The sequence below is a fragment of the Rhodoferax sp. RT5P35 genome (assembly GCF_056521385.1).
Genome location: NZ_JBWMAX010000003.1, coordinates 33,320 through 49,783, shown reverse-complemented (window position 1 = coordinate 49,783; position 16,464 = coordinate 33,320). Strand labels below are relative to the sequence as shown.

Here is a 16,464-nt window from a genome sequence, read left to right as displayed (position 1 = left end):
ACACACATGACCACCGAAAAAACCACTGAACACATCGGCTTCATCGGCCTGGGCCTGATGGGCCACGGCATGGCCAAGAACATCGTCGACAAAGGCTATCCGCTCACCGTCTACGCCCGCAGCGATTCCGATGCCGTGGCCGACCTGCTGCAGCGCGGCGCCACCCGGGCTGCATCGGTGCAGGCGCTGGGCGCACAGGCCACGGTGGTGTTTTTATGCGTCACCGGCTCCAAGGACGTGGAGGCGCTGGTGCGCGGCCCGAACGGCCTGGCCAGCAGCCTGCGCCCGGGTTCGTTGCTGGTCGATTGCTCCACCGCCGACCCCACCTCCACCGTGGCGCTGGCGGCAGAGCTGGCACCGCTGGGCATCACCCTGGTGGACGCGCCCCTGAGCCGCACGCCCAAGGAAGCCTGGGCCGGTACGCTGGACACCATGGTGGGTGCCGACGCAGCCACCTTCGCACGTATCCAGCCGATTCTGGCCACCTGGGCTGGCAAGGTGGTGCATATCGGCGGCCTGGGCGACGGGCACCGCATGAAGCTGGTGAACAACTTCATCTCGCTGGGCTACGCGGCTCTGTACGCGGAAGCCATGGCGGTGGCGCAGGCGGTGGGCATTACGCCGCAGCGCTTTGACTCGGTGATCCGCGGTGGCCGCATGGACTGCGGCTTCTACCAGACCTTCATGGGCTACACGCTGGACGGCAATAAAGAGGCGCACAAGTTCACGCTGCAAAACGCCTTCAAGGACCTGCGCTACCTGGAGTCCATGGCCGACGCGGCGGGCGTGGCGAATCCGTTGGGCAATGCGGTGAAGAATTCGTTTGCGCTGGCGGTGCATGGCGATGGTGGTGCTGGCGGGCAGGCGTATGTGCCCATGCTGGCAGAGACCATCGGCAAGCTCAGCGGTGTGGATTTGGCACCGAAAGCGGTTGACGGCAAGTAAGGCACCTGCTCCTAAATAAATAGCTGCTAGCGCAGGTAACTCCTGGGCTAGCAGCTTATTTTTTATAAATCATACGTTTCCGGGCCAGGGTCAAGATGGGCGGCCTTGCCCAGATCGTCGAGCCAGGCGGCAAACGCGGTATCGAAGTCGCGGCTGTCCATGCGCAGCAGGGCGGCCGGGTGCAGGGTGACCAGCACGCGCAGGCCGTCGTCGCGCTGCAGCCATTGGCCGCGTTCGCTGAGCACGGCGACGGGGCGGCCCAGCAGGGCGCGGGCGGCGGTGCTGCCCAGCGCCACGGCGGCAGCAGGCCGTACCAAAGCAATTTCATGTTCCAGCCAGTCCAGGCAAGCGGCGGCCTCTTGCTGCGCCGCAGTTTTGTGGATGCGCCGTTTGCCACGCGGTTCGAACTTGAAGTGCTTCACCGCGTTGGTCAGGTACAGCGCCGCCCGTGACAGGCCGAGCTGCGCCAGCGCCCGGTCCAGCAACTGGCCGGCCGGGCCGATAAAGGGGCGGCCACGCAGGTCCTCCTGGTCGCCGGGCTGCTCGCCCACCAACATCAGTGGTGCGCCCATCGGGCCTTCGCCGTGCACTGCCTGCGTGGCGTGCTGGCCGATGGGGCAGGCGCGGCAGCGTTCAGTGGCCTGGTGCAGCGCGGCCAGCGTGCCTGGGGCTTCCACTACTTCGGGGCGCTGGTCCAGCCGCAGGGCGATGGAAGCAGCGGGTCGGCGGTGCGCCGGTTCGCTGGCCGCTTGCTCCAGCATCTGGCCGCTGCGCTGGGCCGATAAGGCTGTGAGCGGTTGGATCAGCACCGCCTCGGGCAGGTTCTTCCAGTAGCGGCGCGGCATCTCCTTGTGCATCATGGCCAGTTTGAGCCGCGCCGGGTTGAAGATGTTTTCGTAATAAGTGAGCCACAGGCGCTCGTTGGCATCGGCCGGTGGTGCGTCTGATTTCTGCGCGCCAGGGCCGAAGGCCAGTTGCTGGCCGTTCCAGCGGGCGCTGCGCTCGGGCGTGAGAATGGCCCAGGGCATTTGCGCAAAGCGCCGCGCAAAAAAGGGCGCGGTGGCTTCGACGATGTGGTGTCCGGGCTCGAACCAGGCCACGTGGGTGACACCCCAGCCGTCGTCGGTGGGCGCGTCCAGCGGCCGAAAGCGCACAAACGCGGTCATCTTGTGCATGTCGCGCCGCACCACGCGGGCCATTTGCTCGGCCTGCATCCTGTCGGGGTCCAGCGGGTCGTAGCGCAAGCCCGGCTCGCGCAGCAGCCGCCAGGCCAGCCGGTAGAGCAGGCCAAAGCGGGCCGGGTCGGCGTGCAGCGCGGTGCGGTTGCATAGTGCGACGAAGAACGCGGGCAGCTTCAGCACTGCGCCGTCTGTGGCGGGGACATCGGGTGCGGGTTCTTCTGTCGCAAACAAATCCCCCTCGGCCGCGCCCGCCACATGCCAGCTGATCTGCCCGGGTTCTATGTTTTGCGCCAGCAAACGCCGCGCCGCCGCCCGAAAGCCCGGCACGTCGTCTTCGCCCGCCAGGTGGACCGACAGCGGCGCCGAGTTAGCCATGGGGCAAGGGCAGGTCGAACAATGAGCGCTGTACCGGCTGTGGCCGCAGCCGCGCCGCCAGGTTGGCATCGTCCAGCCCGTTACGCGCCGCGCCGGGCACGCTGATGAAGGGCAGCACGTTTTTCAGCGGCACCTTGAGGCGTGACAAATCATCGACCCGCAGCGTGCGGGTGCGGCGGGCGGTGAGCAGGCGCTTCACCGAGGTCACACCCAGGCCGGGCACGCGCAGCAGCATTTCGCGCGGGGCGCGGTTCAGGTCTACCGGAAAGCGTTCGCGGTGGGCCAGCGCCCAGGCCAGTTTGGGGTCGATGTCGAGGGCCAGCATGCCGTCGCTGGCCCCCACGATTTCATCGTGCGCAAAGCCGTAGAAGCGCATCAGCCAGTCGGCCTGGTAGAGCCGGTGTTCGCGCACCAGTGGCGGCGCGACCAGCGGCAGGCCGCGCGCGGCATCGGGGATGGGGCTGAAGGCCGAGTAGTACACGCGCCGGAGCTGGTACGCGCCGTACAGCGTGGCGCTGGCGGTCAGGATGCTGCGGTCGTCTGAGGCATCGGCACCGACGATCATTTGCGTGCTTTGCCCGGCCGGTGCAAAGCGTGGCGCCCGGGCCCGCTTGGGGGCCACGCGCGGCTGCGAGGTAGCCAGTGGCGGTGGGGCCGCGGCCTTGGCGTCGTCGATATGGATACGCAGCCGGGCCATCGAGCGGCGGATAGCCTGGCCGTCTTTTTCGGGGGCCAGTACCAGCAGGCTCTCGGTGGTGGGCAGCTCGACGTTGATGCTGAGCCGGTCGGCATAGCGGCCTGCGCGGGCCAGCAGTTCCTCGCTGGCTTCGGGGATGGTTTTGAGGTGGATGTAGCCGCGAAAGTCGTGCTCTTCGCGCAGCACGCGGGCTACTTCGACCACGCGCTCCATGGTGTAGTCGGGGCTGCGGATGATGCCGCAGCTGAGGAACAGGCCCTCAATGCAGTTGCGGCGGTAAAAGTCCAGCGTGAGCTGTACCACCTCGTCGATGCGAAAGCGGGCCCGGTCCACATTGCTGCTGACGCGGTTGACGCAGTACAGGCAGTCGTAGACGCAGTAGTTGGTGAGCAAAATCTTCAGCAGCGAGATGCAGCGGCCATCGGGCGCGTAACTGTGGCAGATGCCGGCGCCCTCGGTCGATCCTATGCCGCGCCCGCCAACGGAGTCGCGTTTTAGCGTGCCGCTGGACGCGCAGGAGGCATCGTATTTTGCGGCGTCGGCGAGGATGGCGAGCTTGCGGTTGAGGTCCATGGTGTGGTGTGTATTAACTGTTTAAATATACAGCAAAACACGGTGTGCCACCCACAGAAGCTGGCCGATTGTGGTTCAGGTATGCAGTATTTTTGCTACTGAATGAATAGCTTGAACCGTAAGTGGCATATGCGCACTAGGCACTTTTTGTTTAAACTTTTAAATGCAATGTGTCGCGCGTGCCGGGGTGTGGACTTTACAGAGAGTCCAACCGATCCGATCCAGGTGCGTGCTGCAACAGGGCCAGCACGGCTTTAAGCGCCATTGGCCGGGCCAGGTGGAAACCCTGGCCGTTGCTGCAGCCTAGGTGGGTCAACTGTTCGCACTGCGCTTGGGTTTCTATCCCCTCGGCGGTGGTCTCCATCTGCAGTGCGCTGGCCAGGGCGATCACCGAGCGCACGATGGCTTCTGACTCCGGGCTTTGGTGGATCGACATGATGAAAGACCGGTCGATCTTGAGTTTGTGGAATGGAAAGCTGCGCAGATAGGCCAACGATGAATAGCCGGTGCCGAAGTCGTCCAGCGCGATGCGGATGCCCGCCATGCGCAGCCGGTGCAGGGCGTTCAGCACGTCGTCGGTGTCTTTCAGAAATACCGATTCGGTGATCTCCAGCTCCAGCCGCTGCGGGCGCAGGCCGGTACGCTCCACCACGGTCAGAATCTTGTCGACCAGCAGGGCATCGTCAAACTGGCAGGCCGACAAATTGACCGCCATCACCAGATGGCCGGGTAGCGTGCCTGCCGCGGTGCAGGCGGTTTCCAGCACCCACAGTCCGATGTCGCGGATCAGCCCGGCCTCTTCCGCAATCGGAATGAACTCGGCCGGGGACAGGTTGCCAAACTGGGGGCTGGACCAGCGCAGCAAGGCCTCGACCCCGGTGGGCTGCTGGGTGGGCAGTGCGATCTGCGGCTGGTACACCAGGTGTAGCTCCTGCTGCTGCAGTGCCTGGCGCAGGGCATCTTCGATGGCAATGCGGCGGCGGGATTTTTCGTCCATCGCCAGCGAGAAGAACTGGGCCTGTCGACGCCCCCGGGCCTTGGCTTCGTACAGCGCCAGGTCGGCCCGGTGCAGGATGTCGTCGGCTTGCTTGCCATGGTGGGGCAGGCAGGCGATGCCAATGCTGATGTTGGGCGTGTAGGTAATGCCCGACAGCGTGCAGGGCTCTTCGATGGCGCGCATCAATCGGTCGGCAAACAGGCGCACTTCTTCCTCCTGGGACAGGCCGTCCAGCAGGATGGCGAACTCGTCCCCGCCCAGCCGCGCCACTAGGTCCCGGTCCCGGATTTCGCAGAGCATGCGCTGGGCGATGGTCTTGAGCAGCACGTCGCCATTGGCATGGCCGTAGGCATCGTTGACGCGCTTGAAGTTGTCCAGGTCGATGCACAGCAGCGCCGCCATGCCACCTTCTTGGGTGCACAACTGCTGCAGGCGGTGCTGGAAGTGGCGGCGGTTGGCCAGGCCGGTCAGCACATCGAAATGGGCCATTCGGTGCATTTCGTCTTCGGCCGTTTTGCGCTCGGTGATGTCGGCACCCACGCCGCGCCAGCCGGGCAGCGGCTGGCCAGGCTGCGCGACCTGCTTGCCTGTCAGCGCCCACCAGTGCAGCTTGCCTTCTAGAATGATGGGTACCACCAGGTCTCGAAAGGGCGCGCGCGCGAACAAGGCCTTTTGCAGGTTGTCGAGGTAGCTTTGGGCATCGGCAGGGGTGGCGGCTTGGGACTGGTGGGTGCGCGCGATAAGCGCCACCAGGCCTAAGGTGCTGTTGAATTGAAGGGCTTTGACCAGGCGGCTGGACGCGTGTATGACATGCCCCGTGGGCGAAATCTCCCACAGAAAGTCATTGGCATTTTCTTCAAAGTCACTTAGCAGCAGCCCGATAATCTGTTTCTGCTGGGCGGCATCGGCTTCCGCCACCAGCCGGGAACCGTAGAACTTGGCCATGGTGTGCACGGACGCTATCACCACCAGGCCATACACCGCCAGCAGGCACAACAGAATGTCTGTGCCCGGCAAGTGGGTGCGCAGCAGCCCGATGACGCAGCCCGTGGTGAGGCAGACCACGTAGACCATGGCGGCGGCTGGCACGGTAACCAATGCAAAGCCACCCGCACAAATCATCCCGCAGGACATGACCAATAGCATCTGCTGGTCTTGGAACAGCAGATGAGGTAGCAGCAAGGCGGGCAATACGCCCCACAGCGTGCCCAAGCCGGCGGCATGTTGCACGGCACGCCGCATGGCCCGGCGCGAGGCCGTGTGTTGCACCGTGTTCTGGCGTTTGTGCCGAAACCACGCGACCAGGCCTTGGACGACTGAAAACAGCAATGCCATCAGCCAGAGCCAAAGCCACCAGGCACCGGCTGCCATGCGGTACAGCACGAACGAGGCGTTGAACAGATTGACCAGCATCGATAGCGGTGTCATGCCCAGCAGGGTTTGCAACTGTTTGGCACGGAAGCTGGCCGCCAGAGGTTCCTCAGCAACATACGGAGTCCACAAACTTCGTATGCGTGCGAGCGGGCTGCTGGTCAGGGGTTCTGTCATTTGTGCCATCGGTTGGGATTTCTGCACATGGCTGGGGTGTTGCCAACCGCTTTGCCCTGCGAAGGGTCTGCCCATGGGCAGGCAGCGGGTGGTCTTGCGCAGGTTACGCCATTTTGCGTAAAACATGGGCATTGTGTGGCGGTGAAAGCCCCAAGGAGTCACTAGTACAAACCATAAAGGGGCACTACGGTATCCAAAACACGGTAAGACTCAGGTAAAGTCCGTCAAGAAAACGGTGCGCCCTGGCCGCCGAATGGATTTCACCTATGGATGCCAGCGAGATAAAAGCGCAATGACGCAGCAAGCAAGCATTTTTAGCGACCACGCCCCAGCCGGTCCACCCAACCTGGCGCTGCTGGCTACGGTGGCCGACACGCTGGACAGCTTAGGAATTGCAGCCTGTGTGTTCGACGATGCCGACAACACCTTGCTGTGGAACCGCAGCTTCCTCAAGTTCTTCCCAGAGCATGCCGCCCACGTCTACGCCGGGGAGCCCTACCGCGCCAACCTGCGCCGGTTCTACCAGGGGCGGCTGGCCGCGGAGGAGCTGGAAAAGATCGACCAATACATTGATAGCGGCGTGGCGCGCCACCGCACCCAGCAGCGGCCCTATGCCTTTGAACACCTGGGCGTGCGGCTGTGGGTGGCATCGCTACCCTTGCCCGGCATAGGCCGTATCCGCATCTGGCAGGCCCACACCTCGGCCACCGACCCGCAGGGGCCGACCATTCTGGCCACCACGGCCATCGACGGTGCTGCCTTGTTCGACCATGTACCCGACGGGGTGATGGTCACCGGGGCAGACGACCGCATCCTCTGGGCCAATGGGCCATTTATGCAGATGTACGGCCTGCCCAGCCGCACCGCGGCCATCGGTGCCCACCTGGAATGGGTGTACCGCACCGCCTGGCAGGGCCTGGAGCCGCACCACCAGGCCCTGTTCGACTCGGGCCTGTTGACCTTGTTGGAGCACTCCCGCTTCACGGGCGCGCCGTTCGAGGTGCCGCTGCCTGGGGACCGCTGGAGCCGGGTGATTGAGCAGCGCAGCCCGGATGGCAAAGGCTTTTTGGCCCACGTGGACATCACCGTGCTCAAGCGCCAGCAGCAGCAATTGCTGGAAGCCGAGCGCCGCGCCCGCGAAAGCGAGGCCATCCTGCAAGAAAAGTCGGCCCTGCTGGAGGCCACGCTGGCCAACATGGAGCAGGGCGTGATGATGGTCAACGCCGACCGCGTGGTGGTGGTGTGCAACCGGCGCGCACGGGAACTGCTGAACTTGCCCCAGAGCCTGGTAGACAGCCGCCCCACACTGGACACGCTGGCCGACTACCAACTGGCTGCCGGCGAGCTGGTCCACGTGCCTGACGAGGTGCTGTCCAAAGTGCGCTCCGGCGATATTTTCGACCGGCCCTACGCCTACGACCGCAAACGCCCGGATGGCCGGGTGGTGGAAATCCACAGCATGCCGATTGCGGGCGGTGGTGTGCTGCGCACCTACACCGACATCACCGACCGCAAGCGTGCCGATGATCGCATCCGCCATATGGCCCGCCATGATGGCCTGACCGCGCTGGTCAACCGCGAGGTGTTTTTGGAGAGCCTGGCGGCCGCCACCCGCGCTGCGGACCCTGCCACGTGTGGGTTTGCGGTGCACTTCATCGACATCGACCGCTTCAAACCCATCAACGACACCTACGGCCACGCCGTTGGCGACAAGGTGCTTGCGCTGATCGCCGATCGCATGCGCCTGGTAGCCCGCGATGGCGATGTGGTGGCCCGCATGGGCGGCGACGAATTTGCGGTGCTGCAGTGCCGCGTAGAACACACCGAGCAGGCGCTGGGCCTGGCCTACCGCCTGCTGGAGGGCATAGGGCAAGACATGGAAATCGAGTCGCACAGTTTGCAGGTCGGCGCGTCCATCGGCGTGGCCTTGCACCCAGGTGCCGGTAGCGATGCCGACACCCTGCTGCGCAACGCCGATGCCGCCATGTACGCCGCCAAGGCCCAGGGGCGTGACTGCGTGCGGGTGTTTGGCGACCACGACAATCCGGCGTCTACTTATTAACGGCTTGGCCGTGGCCTGAACCCCGTTTGGGTGCAGGATTTGGTAATTCCTGTTTTGATAGCGGCCAGCGTAGGTGATATATGCGCTGGAGCCACTTTTCTTCTATATTTTTGGAATATTTCCGTGCTGTGCCTGTTGCCGGTGGAGTTGCTGGTCAAAGCGGGCCAGTTCGGCGTGTTCCCGTGCCTGCCCGTGCACGCGGTCGGAAGCGTTGATGTCGCGCAGCAGGTGGCTACTGAGTTCGCCCAAAGGTACGGGAGCGGGCGGGCGGCTGCGGCTGCCGCGCTGCCACAACCGGGCCAGCAGCTGTTTCAAAGTAAGGGTCATAGAGGCCATGGCAGGGGGTTAAAAGTCATGCTGGTAAGCGTATCCGTCCAATGTCTCGGGTAAAAGCGCTCATTTCTGCCAAGCTTGGTTGCTTATACTTACCAGCATGCCCCGTATTCCCTTGCAAACCCTGCCCACCTTCCGTGCCGTGGCCACACTGTCCACCTTGCGTGCCGCGGGCGAGCAACTGCACCTCACGCACAGTGCGGTGAGCCAGCAAATCCGCTTGCTGGAGGAGCAACTGGGCTTTTTGCTGTTTGACCGGCGGGGCCGCCGCGTGGTGCTGAATGCCGCCGGGGCCGCGCTGCTGCAAGCGGTAGAGCCTGCGCTGGCCCAGATTGACGAGGGCATGCGCGCTGCCGCCGTGGCCTCCACCGGCACCGACCAGCGCTTGCGCATCACCGTCTCGCCCTCGTTTGCCCAGCACTGGCTGATGCCCCGCATGGCGCACTGGCGGGCCTTGCACCCCGGCATGGCGGTCGAGCTACACACCTCGCAGCAGGCCATGGACCTGCCCCGTGAAGGTTTCCACGCGGCGGTGCGCCAGGGCAAAGGGCCGTGGCGTGGCCTGGAAGGCAGCTGCCTGATCGACTCCCAGCAGGTGGTGGTGGCCAGCCCGGCCATGGCCGCGCGCCTGGCCGGCAGCGACCCGACCGCCTGGCTCCACGAACCCTTGCTAGGTACCAGCGAGTGCTGGGAGGCCTGGTTTGCGCTGGCGGGCCACCCCTGCCGTATCCAGCCGGTAGCGGTTTTCAACGACATGGGGCTGATGCTGCAGGCTGCCGAACAGGGCCTGGGTATCGCCCTGGGCCGGGAGCTGGTGGCGGCCGACGCGCTGCGGTCCGGGCGGCTGGTACAGCTGTCGCCCCTGGCCTTGGCGACCGAGGCCTACGACGCGTACTGGCTGGTCCACCCCCCAGAACACCGGGACTGGCCGCCGCTGCTGGCGTTTCGGGAATGGCTGCAGTCGGAGCTGCAGGTCGCCGCCAGCCTGTTGGCGCAAAGCCGGTTGCTTGCTATTTAATTAATAGCTAGCAGCGTAGGGTATACCTACGCTAGCGGCCTGTTTGGCTTAAATTTCAGGCGTGTAGGCTGCGCTGGTTCACGCCATCATCTCGGCCAATTGCGCCCGCAAGGCCGCGTTCTCAGCCGTCAGCTCGGCCACGGTTTGCTTCAGGCGGGCGATGGTGCCTTCGGGCGAATCGGGCTCGGTGCGCTCTACGGCCTTGGCGGCGCGCACCTGGCGGGCGGCCTGTTGCAGCTCTTTTTTGCCCCCGGCGGCGGCGGCCAACTGCGCTTCAGCGGGTAGCGAGGCCACGGTGGCCGCGGTGTTGATGGAGATGGTGCCGGACTTCACCGCCGCCACCAGTTCGGGCGTGGCCGACTTCTGGATCTTCTCGATCTGCGTGAAGGTGCTGTTGCTGATGCGCGCCGACTTGGCCAGCGCCTCGCGGGTCAGCGCGGGCTCTGCGGCGGGGGCCGCGGCGGCGGGTGTGGTGGATTCTTCCCACGGCGCGGTGTTGCTGGCCGGGGCTTCGGTTTTAGCGGGCTGTTCGCGCCCGGCCAGGATGTCTTTCTTGCGCAGTGCCAGCACACCGCGCTGGAAGTCCGACACGCTGCGCCGCCCCAGGTGCTGGTCGATCATCCACAGGTGCACATCGTCCAGCGTCTTGAACGCGGTGTTTTGCACGGTGTTGAACGGGATGTTGTGCGCGCTGCAAATGCCAAAACGGTTGTGCCCGTCCACCAGCACATCGCCCCACAGCACCAGCGCATCGCGGCAGCCCTCGGCCAGGATGCTGCGCTCCAACGCGGCGTGCTCGTCGGGGGTGAGCGGGTCAATGTAAGCCAGCAAGTCGTCGTTAACCGTAATGTTCATTTTGGGAGGAGGGGGAAAGTAGGCGAGGAAAGGGGCGCGATTGTAGAAGCCGCCAGAACGTGAAATTTGCCCAGGGTATTTGTTACTTTTGTGAAACAATTGCACCGCAGCCCAATCCGCATTGATGCAATTTGGCTGCCGCAGTCAGCGAGGCGGCTTCTTTGAAGCGAATCTGACAAGGGCAAACCTGGCGAAAGCTGGGGACGCAAAGCCACCGGGCTTCGGTGCTGCACACCAGCACCATGCTAGCGGGGTTACCGGACAGGGTTACGTCAAACTCTACTTTGTCCGCTGCCGCCCTTTGTGTTTTTGACATTGAAAGGTGACGACATGCTGGTATTTACTCCTTTTTCTCGTTCTGTTGCACGCACCACTGCGGGCAGCCTGTCGGTGCTAGCCCTGCTGGCGCTGAGCGCTTGCGGCGGCGGATCTTCTTCTGACGTGGCCGCCACATCACCGGCGCAAACACTGGACGCAGTCGCGCTGCTGGCCGATGTGCCGACCGAAGTTTTGCCCACCTTCCACATGGCACCGGTGGACATCAGCGACCCGTCGCTGGTGCCCAGCGATACCGATACGGTGCGCACCGAAGCGGTGTTGCCCGCCATGGAAGGTACGGCCACGGCCCGGCTGCTGCCCCAGACCGTGGCCACCGAGGCGGTGGAAGCTCGGCGTCTACTGGCCAGTACCCCCGCATCGCAAATGGGCGCGCGCGCTGCGTCGGTGGTGACGGTCTACACCCCAGCGCAGATCCGTGCCGCCTACAAATTGCCCGCTGTGTCGGCTGCGGGCGTGGTGTCTACCGCCGCCGCCCGTGCGGCCCTGGGTGCAGGCCAGACCATTTACCTGGTGGACGCGTACCACAACCCGAATGCCTTCGCCGACCTGAACAACTACAACGCCCGCCTGAACCTGCCCACCTGCACCAACGTGGCGATTGCGGCCACGGCGGCACTGCCCCTGGCCGCCGCCAGCGCCACGGCGGGTTGCACTTTCAGCGTGGTGTATGCCGCAGCTACCTCGGGCCGCACCTCGGTGGCACCGGCCTACAACGCGGGCTGGGCTGCCGAAATTGCGATGGATGTGGAGTCGGCCCACGCCATTGCGCCGCTGGCCCGCATTATTCTGGTCGAAGCCACGTCCGCCTCGCTGTCTGCCCTGGCCAACGCCATCACGGTCGCCAACAATATGGGCCCAGGCGTGGTCAGCATGAGTTTTGGCGCCAGTGAAGGCAGCTGGACCGCCTCGGTAGACAGCCTGTTCCAGGGCAAGGGCATGCAGTACACCGCGTCCACCGGCGACTCGGGCGCTGCGGTCAACTGGCCGGCCGTGTCCACCAAGGTGCTGGCCACCGGCGGCACCTCGCTGAGCTTCAACGGCAGCACCCGTACCGAAACCGTGTGGTCGGGTACCGGTGGCGGCACCAGCGCTTATACCGCCGTGCCCGCCTACCAGACCGCCTTGTCCAAAACCATCACCAAGCGCCGCGTGGCCGACGTGTCATCCGACTCCGACCCCTACACCGGCCAGTACGTGGGCATCACCGTGCCGGGCGGCGCGTTCGGCTTCATGTCCGGCGGCGGAACCAGCATTGCCGCACCCGAGTGGGCCGCCTTGCTGGCCATCGCCAGCGCCCAGCGCGCCATGGTCAACCTGCCGGTGCTGACCAGCGTGCACAACGCCCTGTACCTGAACGTGCTGCCCAACGCCAGTTCCTATTCGCAGGCCTTCCTGGACGTGACCGCCGGTGCCAACGGCAGCTGCGCCACCTGCAAGGCCACCGCAGGCTTTGATGCCAGCACCGGTCTGGGCACCCCGAATGGCGGCTCTTTGCTGGCTTTGTTGAGCACCATCAAACAGTAGATTCCCACTTCGGGAGAGCCCGCAGTGCTGGGGTGCTGCGGGCTTTTTTGCGACTGAACGCTAAAACACCTCATCCCCGGTCGGTTCAAAGTGCGGTACCGCGTTCATCTGGTGCCTCAGTTTGGACAGCTCGTAGTACATGCGCTTGCGGGCCCGGCTCTGGTTGCCCAGGGGGCGGTGCTCGGGGATGCTGTGCCAGGGGTTATAGGACAGGCGTTTGGCGAATTCCATTTGCGCAGGCGTGTTGAACTGCTGCTGCGGGATACGCAGGGTGGCGGCGGAGATGCGGGGGGACAGGCGCTCGGGCCAGAGCACGCTGGCGTTCTCGATGGGCATCAAATGCGGGTCGGTTTGTACCTGCAGGCGCACGTCCAGCTCCACGTCGCCCGCAGCCAAAGATGCGACCATGGCGTTGCGCAGGTAGTCGTCGGGCGGGCGCAGCGGCAGGCGGGGGATGGGGGTGCGGTGTTGGGTTTTGGGCCAGAACGAATACTGCATGGCCTGGCCTGCGCCCAGCAGGTAAGGCACGCAGCTGAAGTAAGGGGCTTCGAGCGGGCTGCTCTGGGTTTTGGTCCACAAGCCTTGCATGATGGCGTCCAGCACATGCGGGCGGTGCAGATTGAAAAAGTAGAAGATCTGCGCGTTCTTCAAGCTCTCTTTTTGCAGCTGGGCGTTGGCGATCACGTCGGGGGTGACGAAGGTGGGGGGCGACACGCCAAATAGGTCCTGGGTGAAGCGTTCCTCTTCCATCAGCTTGGGGCCAGGGACGTCCATCAGTTTGACGCTGATGCTCATGAAGCCCACGTCGTCGATGTCGGGCGTGACGTAGGGGCCGGGGCCGGAGAAGCGCACCCAGGCCGGGTAGCTGCGCGGTGTGGCGTAAATGCCGTGGCGCAGGTGGGCGGGCAGGTCGGGGTGGACGGTGAATTCGGCCCGCACGATGCCCTGGGTTTTGGTGTTGCCGCCGCGCTCGAAGCCGCCGGGTTTCCACAGCGCACGCATCTGCTCCTGGAAGCTTTGGATGATGGAGTCCACACAGGTTTCTTCGCCCGGCAGGATGCGCTCTTCGGCTATCTGCAAGCCCTCGTTGGGGCGCTGGGCGTTGATGAGTGCTGTCGTCAGGCGGGTCAGCGGCTCCAGCAGCATGGCCTCGAAGGCCGGGCGCAGAAACGGGTCGAAGCGGCGCTCCAGCTGGATGAGCGCCAGCGAAGTGTCTGACAGCCAATTGCGCACGGCGGAACCGGTGTTGGCCCGTGGCACCGGGCGGCTCGCATTGGAATTCATAGCGTTCCTAGGTAGCGCAGGGCGCGGATGCCGGGCAGAAAGAAATAGGCCCCGCCACGCACGGTGACGAACTGCGGCAGGCCACTGAGGCGGTGGTCTGGCCCGGTGGCTTGGGGGATGGAGAAGTCGCTCTGCGCGGGTTCGCGCGTGCCCACCAGCGGGTCGGTTTCGCCGTGTAACCCGGCAAACTGGGGCGCGTTGAGCCAGGCCGCCTGCACAAATTCAAACTGGCGGGCGATGTTGGCACCCAGGCAAATGAAATATAAGCCGGTGCCGTCGGCACCGGGTGACAGGCCGGAGTCCGCGCCACGGTACTCGCGCCCCCGGCGCAGCAGGCGGTGGAAGCGGCTGGAGGCCACACGGTCCTGGGCCAGTGCCGGCGCGTCGAAGCCCAGGGTGCGGGTCAGCCAGCCGATGAAGCCCGGCAGCTTGGGATTACCCGGCGGCAGGTCGGCGGTGCGTGGGTTGGCGCGGCGCACGTGGGCACCCAGTGGGCAGCGGGTGCCGCGCGGGTCGGCCGCGTAGGTGAAGGCGTTGGGGTCGCTGGGGGGGGCATCGGCCAGCGGCGTGCCACCCAGTGTGCGGCCCACCAGGGTAGCGGCCAGCTTTTCTCGGGCCACCGGGTTGTGTTGGGCTGCGCCGTCCAGCCACTGCCAGAAGCCGCGCACGTCTTGCGCCAACTGGCGTAGCACCAGGTAGCTGCCGTTGCGGCCCAGGTCGGCGCAGTCGGGGGCATCTTCGGCCGTTGGCAAAGCGGGGTGGGGTGGCAGCAGCGGGCGGTCGGTGTAGCCGCCGTACTCGTTGGGGTAGCCCAGCAGGGTTTCGCCCAGGCAACTGAGGTTGCCGTAGGTGGTGTGCTCGGCATCCACGGCGGGGCGGGTGCGGTCCCAATCCAGGGCGGGCTGGGAGATACCGTCTTTGAAGCCAAACGGTTCCACCTCGCCCAGGTCGGCGCAGGGCAGGCGGGCCAGGAGGGTGAAGCCCGGTGCCGTATCCGTTTCAATGTGCGCCTGCCACGCTGCCAGGTGGCCGGGCAGGGCGTAGAGCATTAGCAGCACATGCGGCAAGCGCGCCCCCGTGCCCCACTGCCACTGGCTGGGCGCATTGGCCCCCACATCGCCCAGGCGGCGAGCGCGGCAGGCATCGGTGCCCATGCCGCCCAGGAATTCGCTGGAAAAACCTTGCACCGTGTCTTCGTCCACGCCCAGCGCGCGCAGGCCCTCGCTGGTCAGGGCCAGTTGCAGCACGGTGGCGGGTGGTGGGTCGGCGGTGGCGGCACTGGTGACCGGGGCGTTGGCCAGCCAGTTGCAGGCAGCGGCCGGGTCTAGCACCCGCAGCAGCAGAAAACAGGCCTCGGTGTGGTGCTTGTAGCCAAAGCGGACGATGCCCTGGATGTCGTTGAGTTCTACCTTCATAGCAGCCTCAGCCAGTCTTGCAGCTCTGCGTCGGTGGGTGCGGGCTTGTCCAGCCCGGCGCGGATGCGCTGGTTGCGCTGCAGGTGGGCCAGGGTCAGGCCGGGGTAGGCCTTGTACCAAACCTGGGTGGGGATCTGATGGCGGCGCTGGTAGTATTTAAACGCTTGCTCGTGCCGCGCACCGCCCAAAATCAGCCAGTCGGTGCGCGGCCAGCCTATGCCGTTGCCAAACACCAGGTTCAGGCCCCAGGCCACTTTGTTGATGAAGTCGTCCATGTAGCCTTGGTGGCTGCCGTCGTAGTGGCTGGTGAAGACCACGCGGCTTTTGTCGTCCAGAAAGGCCCAGCGGGCGAAGTGGATGGTCTGTACCCGCGCCAGGTGGCCCCGGGTGAACACATGGCGGCAGGCGTAGTCGATCAGCACCAGCAGCACCGTGACCAGGCCGCGCCGGAACTGCCCTGGCTTGACCGGCCCGATCGCGGTGTACTGGTTGCTCACATCAAAGTCTTCGATGTCTTGCAGCTCCTGCACCGCCGCCGGGTCGGGGCGTGGGCAGAGCACGGGGTCGGTGGTTTCGCGGCGGCGCAGCGCGTAGATGAGCCAGGGCAGCAATACGATGAACAACGGCAGCAGTACCAGGCCGACCAGCGGCACGCCTATCAGGTGGACGAGGTTGCCTAACTGCCAGCCCAGCGGCGTGGCGGCGGGCGAGGTGAGGGTGAGGCGGCCTGCGGTGATTTCTGCATCCACAAAGCTGCGCAGGTCTTGGTGGGTACGCTGTGCATCGGCTCCCGCTGTGCGTGACACCCGGGCCGACAAAGCTTGCTGCAGGGCGCTTTCCTGGCGAATTTGCTGCACGCTGCGGCCCCGCCAGTGAACGTAGGTGGCCGCCAGTGGCCGGTCGTGCGCCAGCATCCAGGTAGTGAGGTCTTTGCCCTGGGCGAAGCCTTCGCAGTGGGCAAAGATGCGGCATAGCCCTTGGCCCGCACGCTGGGCCATCAGGTCCAAACACGCGTGCGCCGAACCGTCGCAGTCGCCCATGAAGGCCAGCACGGTGGGCAGGCGCGGGCGCGGCAGGCCCAGGGTGGTGAGGTCGGCTTGCAGGGCATCGTCCAGCAGCACGAAGCGCGCAAAGTGCAGTTGCGTGAACAGGCCAAACGGCAGCAGCGCATTGTGCGGGTTGGCCATGCCCGGCTGGGTATTCATGCTGGCCAGCAGCGTCCGCAGGTCCGCCTCGCGGCCCGCAGCAAGCGGGGCGACGACCATGAAATGTGACTGCGGAGTCATGGTTTTTAGGCCAATTTTCAGATGTTAAATAG

12 protein-coding genes and 1 riboswitch are annotated in these 16,464 nt (G+C 65.1%); of the genes, 4 read left to right on the top strand and 8 right to left on the bottom strand.

What is annotated here, in order from left to right:
- The first annotated feature begins 6 nt into the window (after positions 1 to 6).
- Positions 7 to 945, top strand: a complete 939-nt coding sequence (locus AC097L_RS04585) for an NAD(P)-dependent oxidoreductase (RefSeq protein WP_479584992.1) — start codon at positions 7 to 9, stop codon at positions 943 to 945.
- A gap of 62 nt (positions 946 to 1,007) precedes the next feature.
- Here AC097L_RS04585 and AC097L_RS04580 read toward each other — a convergent pair whose 3' ends face one another.
- The 3 genes from AC097L_RS04580 to AC097L_RS04570 form a co-directional block, all read right to left on the bottom strand.
- Positions 1,008 to 2,501: a UdgX family uracil-DNA binding protein gene (locus AC097L_RS04580; protein WP_479584991.1), complete on the bottom strand. Its 1,494-nt coding sequence runs from the start codon at positions 2,499 to 2,501 to the stop codon at positions 1,008 to 1,010.
- Entirely contained in the window at positions 2,494 to 3,771 is a 1,278-nt protein-coding gene (locus AC097L_RS04575) for a putative DNA modification/repair radical SAM protein (RefSeq protein WP_479584990.1), read from the bottom strand. The genes AC097L_RS04580 and AC097L_RS04575 overlap by 8 nt, the downstream gene beginning before the upstream one ends.
- 196 nt (positions 3,772 to 3,967) lie before the next feature.
- On the bottom strand, positions 3,968 to 6,316 hold the full coding sequence (locus AC097L_RS04570) for a putative bifunctional diguanylate cyclase/phosphodiesterase (protein ID WP_479584989.1): 2,349 nt from the start codon (positions 6,314 to 6,316) through the stop codon (positions 3,968 to 3,970).
- A gap of 292 nt (positions 6,317 to 6,608) precedes the next feature.
- On the opposite strand from AC097L_RS04570, the gene AC097L_RS04565 reads away from it, so the two are divergent.
- Complete coding sequence (locus AC097L_RS04565) at positions 6,609 to 8,378, top strand: PAS-domain containing protein (protein WP_479584988.1); 1,770 nt, start codon at positions 6,609 to 6,611, stop codon at positions 8,376 to 8,378.
- 102 nt (positions 8,379 to 8,480) lie between these two features.
- Here the strand turns inward: AC097L_RS04565 and AC097L_RS04560 are convergent, their stop codons facing one another.
- Positions 8,481 to 8,714, bottom strand: coding sequence for a hypothetical protein (locus AC097L_RS04560; RefSeq protein ID WP_479584987.1), 234 nt, complete (start codon positions 8,712 to 8,714; stop codon positions 8,481 to 8,483).
- An 85-nt stretch (positions 8,715 to 8,799) separates the two neighbouring features.
- On the opposite strand from AC097L_RS04560, the gene AC097L_RS04555 reads away from it, so the two are divergent.
- Complete coding sequence (locus tag AC097L_RS04555; RefSeq protein ID WP_479585466.1) at positions 8,800 to 9,729, top strand: LysR substrate-binding domain-containing protein; 930 nt, start codon at positions 8,800 to 8,802, stop codon at positions 9,727 to 9,729.
- Positions 9,730 to 9,807: 78 nt separating this feature from the next.
- Here AC097L_RS04555 and AC097L_RS04550 read toward each other — a convergent pair whose 3' ends face one another.
- A complete protein-coding gene (locus AC097L_RS04550; protein ID WP_479584986.1) occupies positions 9,808 to 10,584 on the bottom strand; it encodes a ParB N-terminal domain-containing protein in 777 nt (258 codons plus the stop codon).
- A 170-nt stretch (positions 10,585 to 10,754) separates the two neighbouring features.
- Positions 10,755 to 10,846, top strand: a riboswitch (cyclic di-GMP riboswitch).
- 68 nt (positions 10,847 to 10,914) lie between these two features.
- On the opposite strand from AC097L_RS04550, the gene AC097L_RS04545 reads away from it, so the two are divergent.
- Positions 10,915 to 12,447, top strand: a complete 1,533-nt coding sequence (locus AC097L_RS04545) for a S53 family peptidase (protein ID WP_479584985.1) — start codon at positions 10,915 to 10,917, stop codon at positions 12,445 to 12,447.
- Positions 12,448 to 12,507: 60 nt separating this feature from the next.
- Here AC097L_RS04545 and AC097L_RS04540 read toward each other — a convergent pair whose 3' ends face one another.
- The 3 genes from AC097L_RS04540 to AC097L_RS04530 are packed head-to-tail and all read right to left on the bottom strand — an operon-like array spanning position 12,508 to position 16,432.
- Positions 12,508 to 13,731, bottom strand: a complete 1,224-nt coding sequence (locus AC097L_RS04540) for a catalase family protein (RefSeq protein ID WP_479584984.1) — start codon at positions 13,729 to 13,731, stop codon at positions 12,508 to 12,510.
- Positions 13,728 to 15,146, bottom strand: coding sequence for a Dyp-type peroxidase (locus AC097L_RS04535; protein WP_479584983.1), 1,419 nt, complete (start codon positions 15,144 to 15,146; stop codon positions 13,728 to 13,730). The genes AC097L_RS04540 and AC097L_RS04535 overlap by 4 nt, the downstream gene beginning before the upstream one ends.
- A complete protein-coding gene (locus AC097L_RS04530) occupies positions 15,143 to 16,432 on the bottom strand; it encodes a hypothetical protein (protein ID WP_479584982.1) in 1,290 nt (429 codons plus the stop codon). Before AC097L_RS04530 ends, AC097L_RS04535 begins: the two co-directional genes overlap by 4 nt.
- Positions 16,433 to 16,464: the final 32 nt, after the last annotated feature.

Bases quoted from the DNA above. Each gene is read 5' to 3' on its own strand.
- AC097L_RS04585 (WP_479584992.1), top strand. From the start codon at position 7: ATGACCACCGAAAAAACCACTGAACACATCGGCTTCATCGGCCTGGGC.
- AC097L_RS04580 (WP_479584991.1), bottom strand. From the start codon at position 2,501: ATGGCTAACTCGGCGCCGCTGTCGGTCCACCTGGCGGGCGAAGACGAC.
- AC097L_RS04575 (WP_479584990.1), bottom strand. From the start codon at position 3,771: ATGGACCTCAACCGCAAGCTCGCCATCCTCGCCGACGCCGCAAAATAC.
- AC097L_RS04570 (WP_479584989.1), bottom strand. From the start codon at position 6,316: ATGACAGAACCCCTGACCAGCAGCCCGCTCGCACGCATACGAAGTTTG.
- AC097L_RS04565 (WP_479584988.1), top strand. From the start codon at position 6,609: ATGACGCAGCAAGCAAGCATTTTTAGCGACCACGCCCCAGCCGGTCCA.
- AC097L_RS04560 (WP_479584987.1), bottom strand. From the start codon at position 8,714: ATGGCCTCTATGACCCTTACTTTGAAACAGCTGCTGGCCCGGTTGTGG.
- AC097L_RS04550 (WP_479584986.1), bottom strand. From the start codon at position 10,584: ATGAACATTACGGTTAACGACGACTTGCTGGCTTACATTGACCCGCTC.
- AC097L_RS04545 (WP_479584985.1), top strand. From the start codon at position 10,915: ATGCTGGTATTTACTCCTTTTTCTCGTTCTGTTGCACGCACCACTGCG.
- AC097L_RS04540 (WP_479584984.1), bottom strand. From the start codon at position 13,731: ATGAATTCCAATGCGAGCCGCCCGGTGCCACGGGCCAACACCGGTTCC.
- AC097L_RS04535 (WP_479584983.1), bottom strand. From the start codon at position 15,146: ATGAAGGTAGAACTCAACGACATCCAGGGCATCGTCCGCTTTGGCTAC.
- AC097L_RS04530 (WP_479584982.1), bottom strand. From the start codon at position 16,432: ATGACTCCGCAGTCACATTTCATGGTCGTCGCCCCGCTTGCTGCGGGC.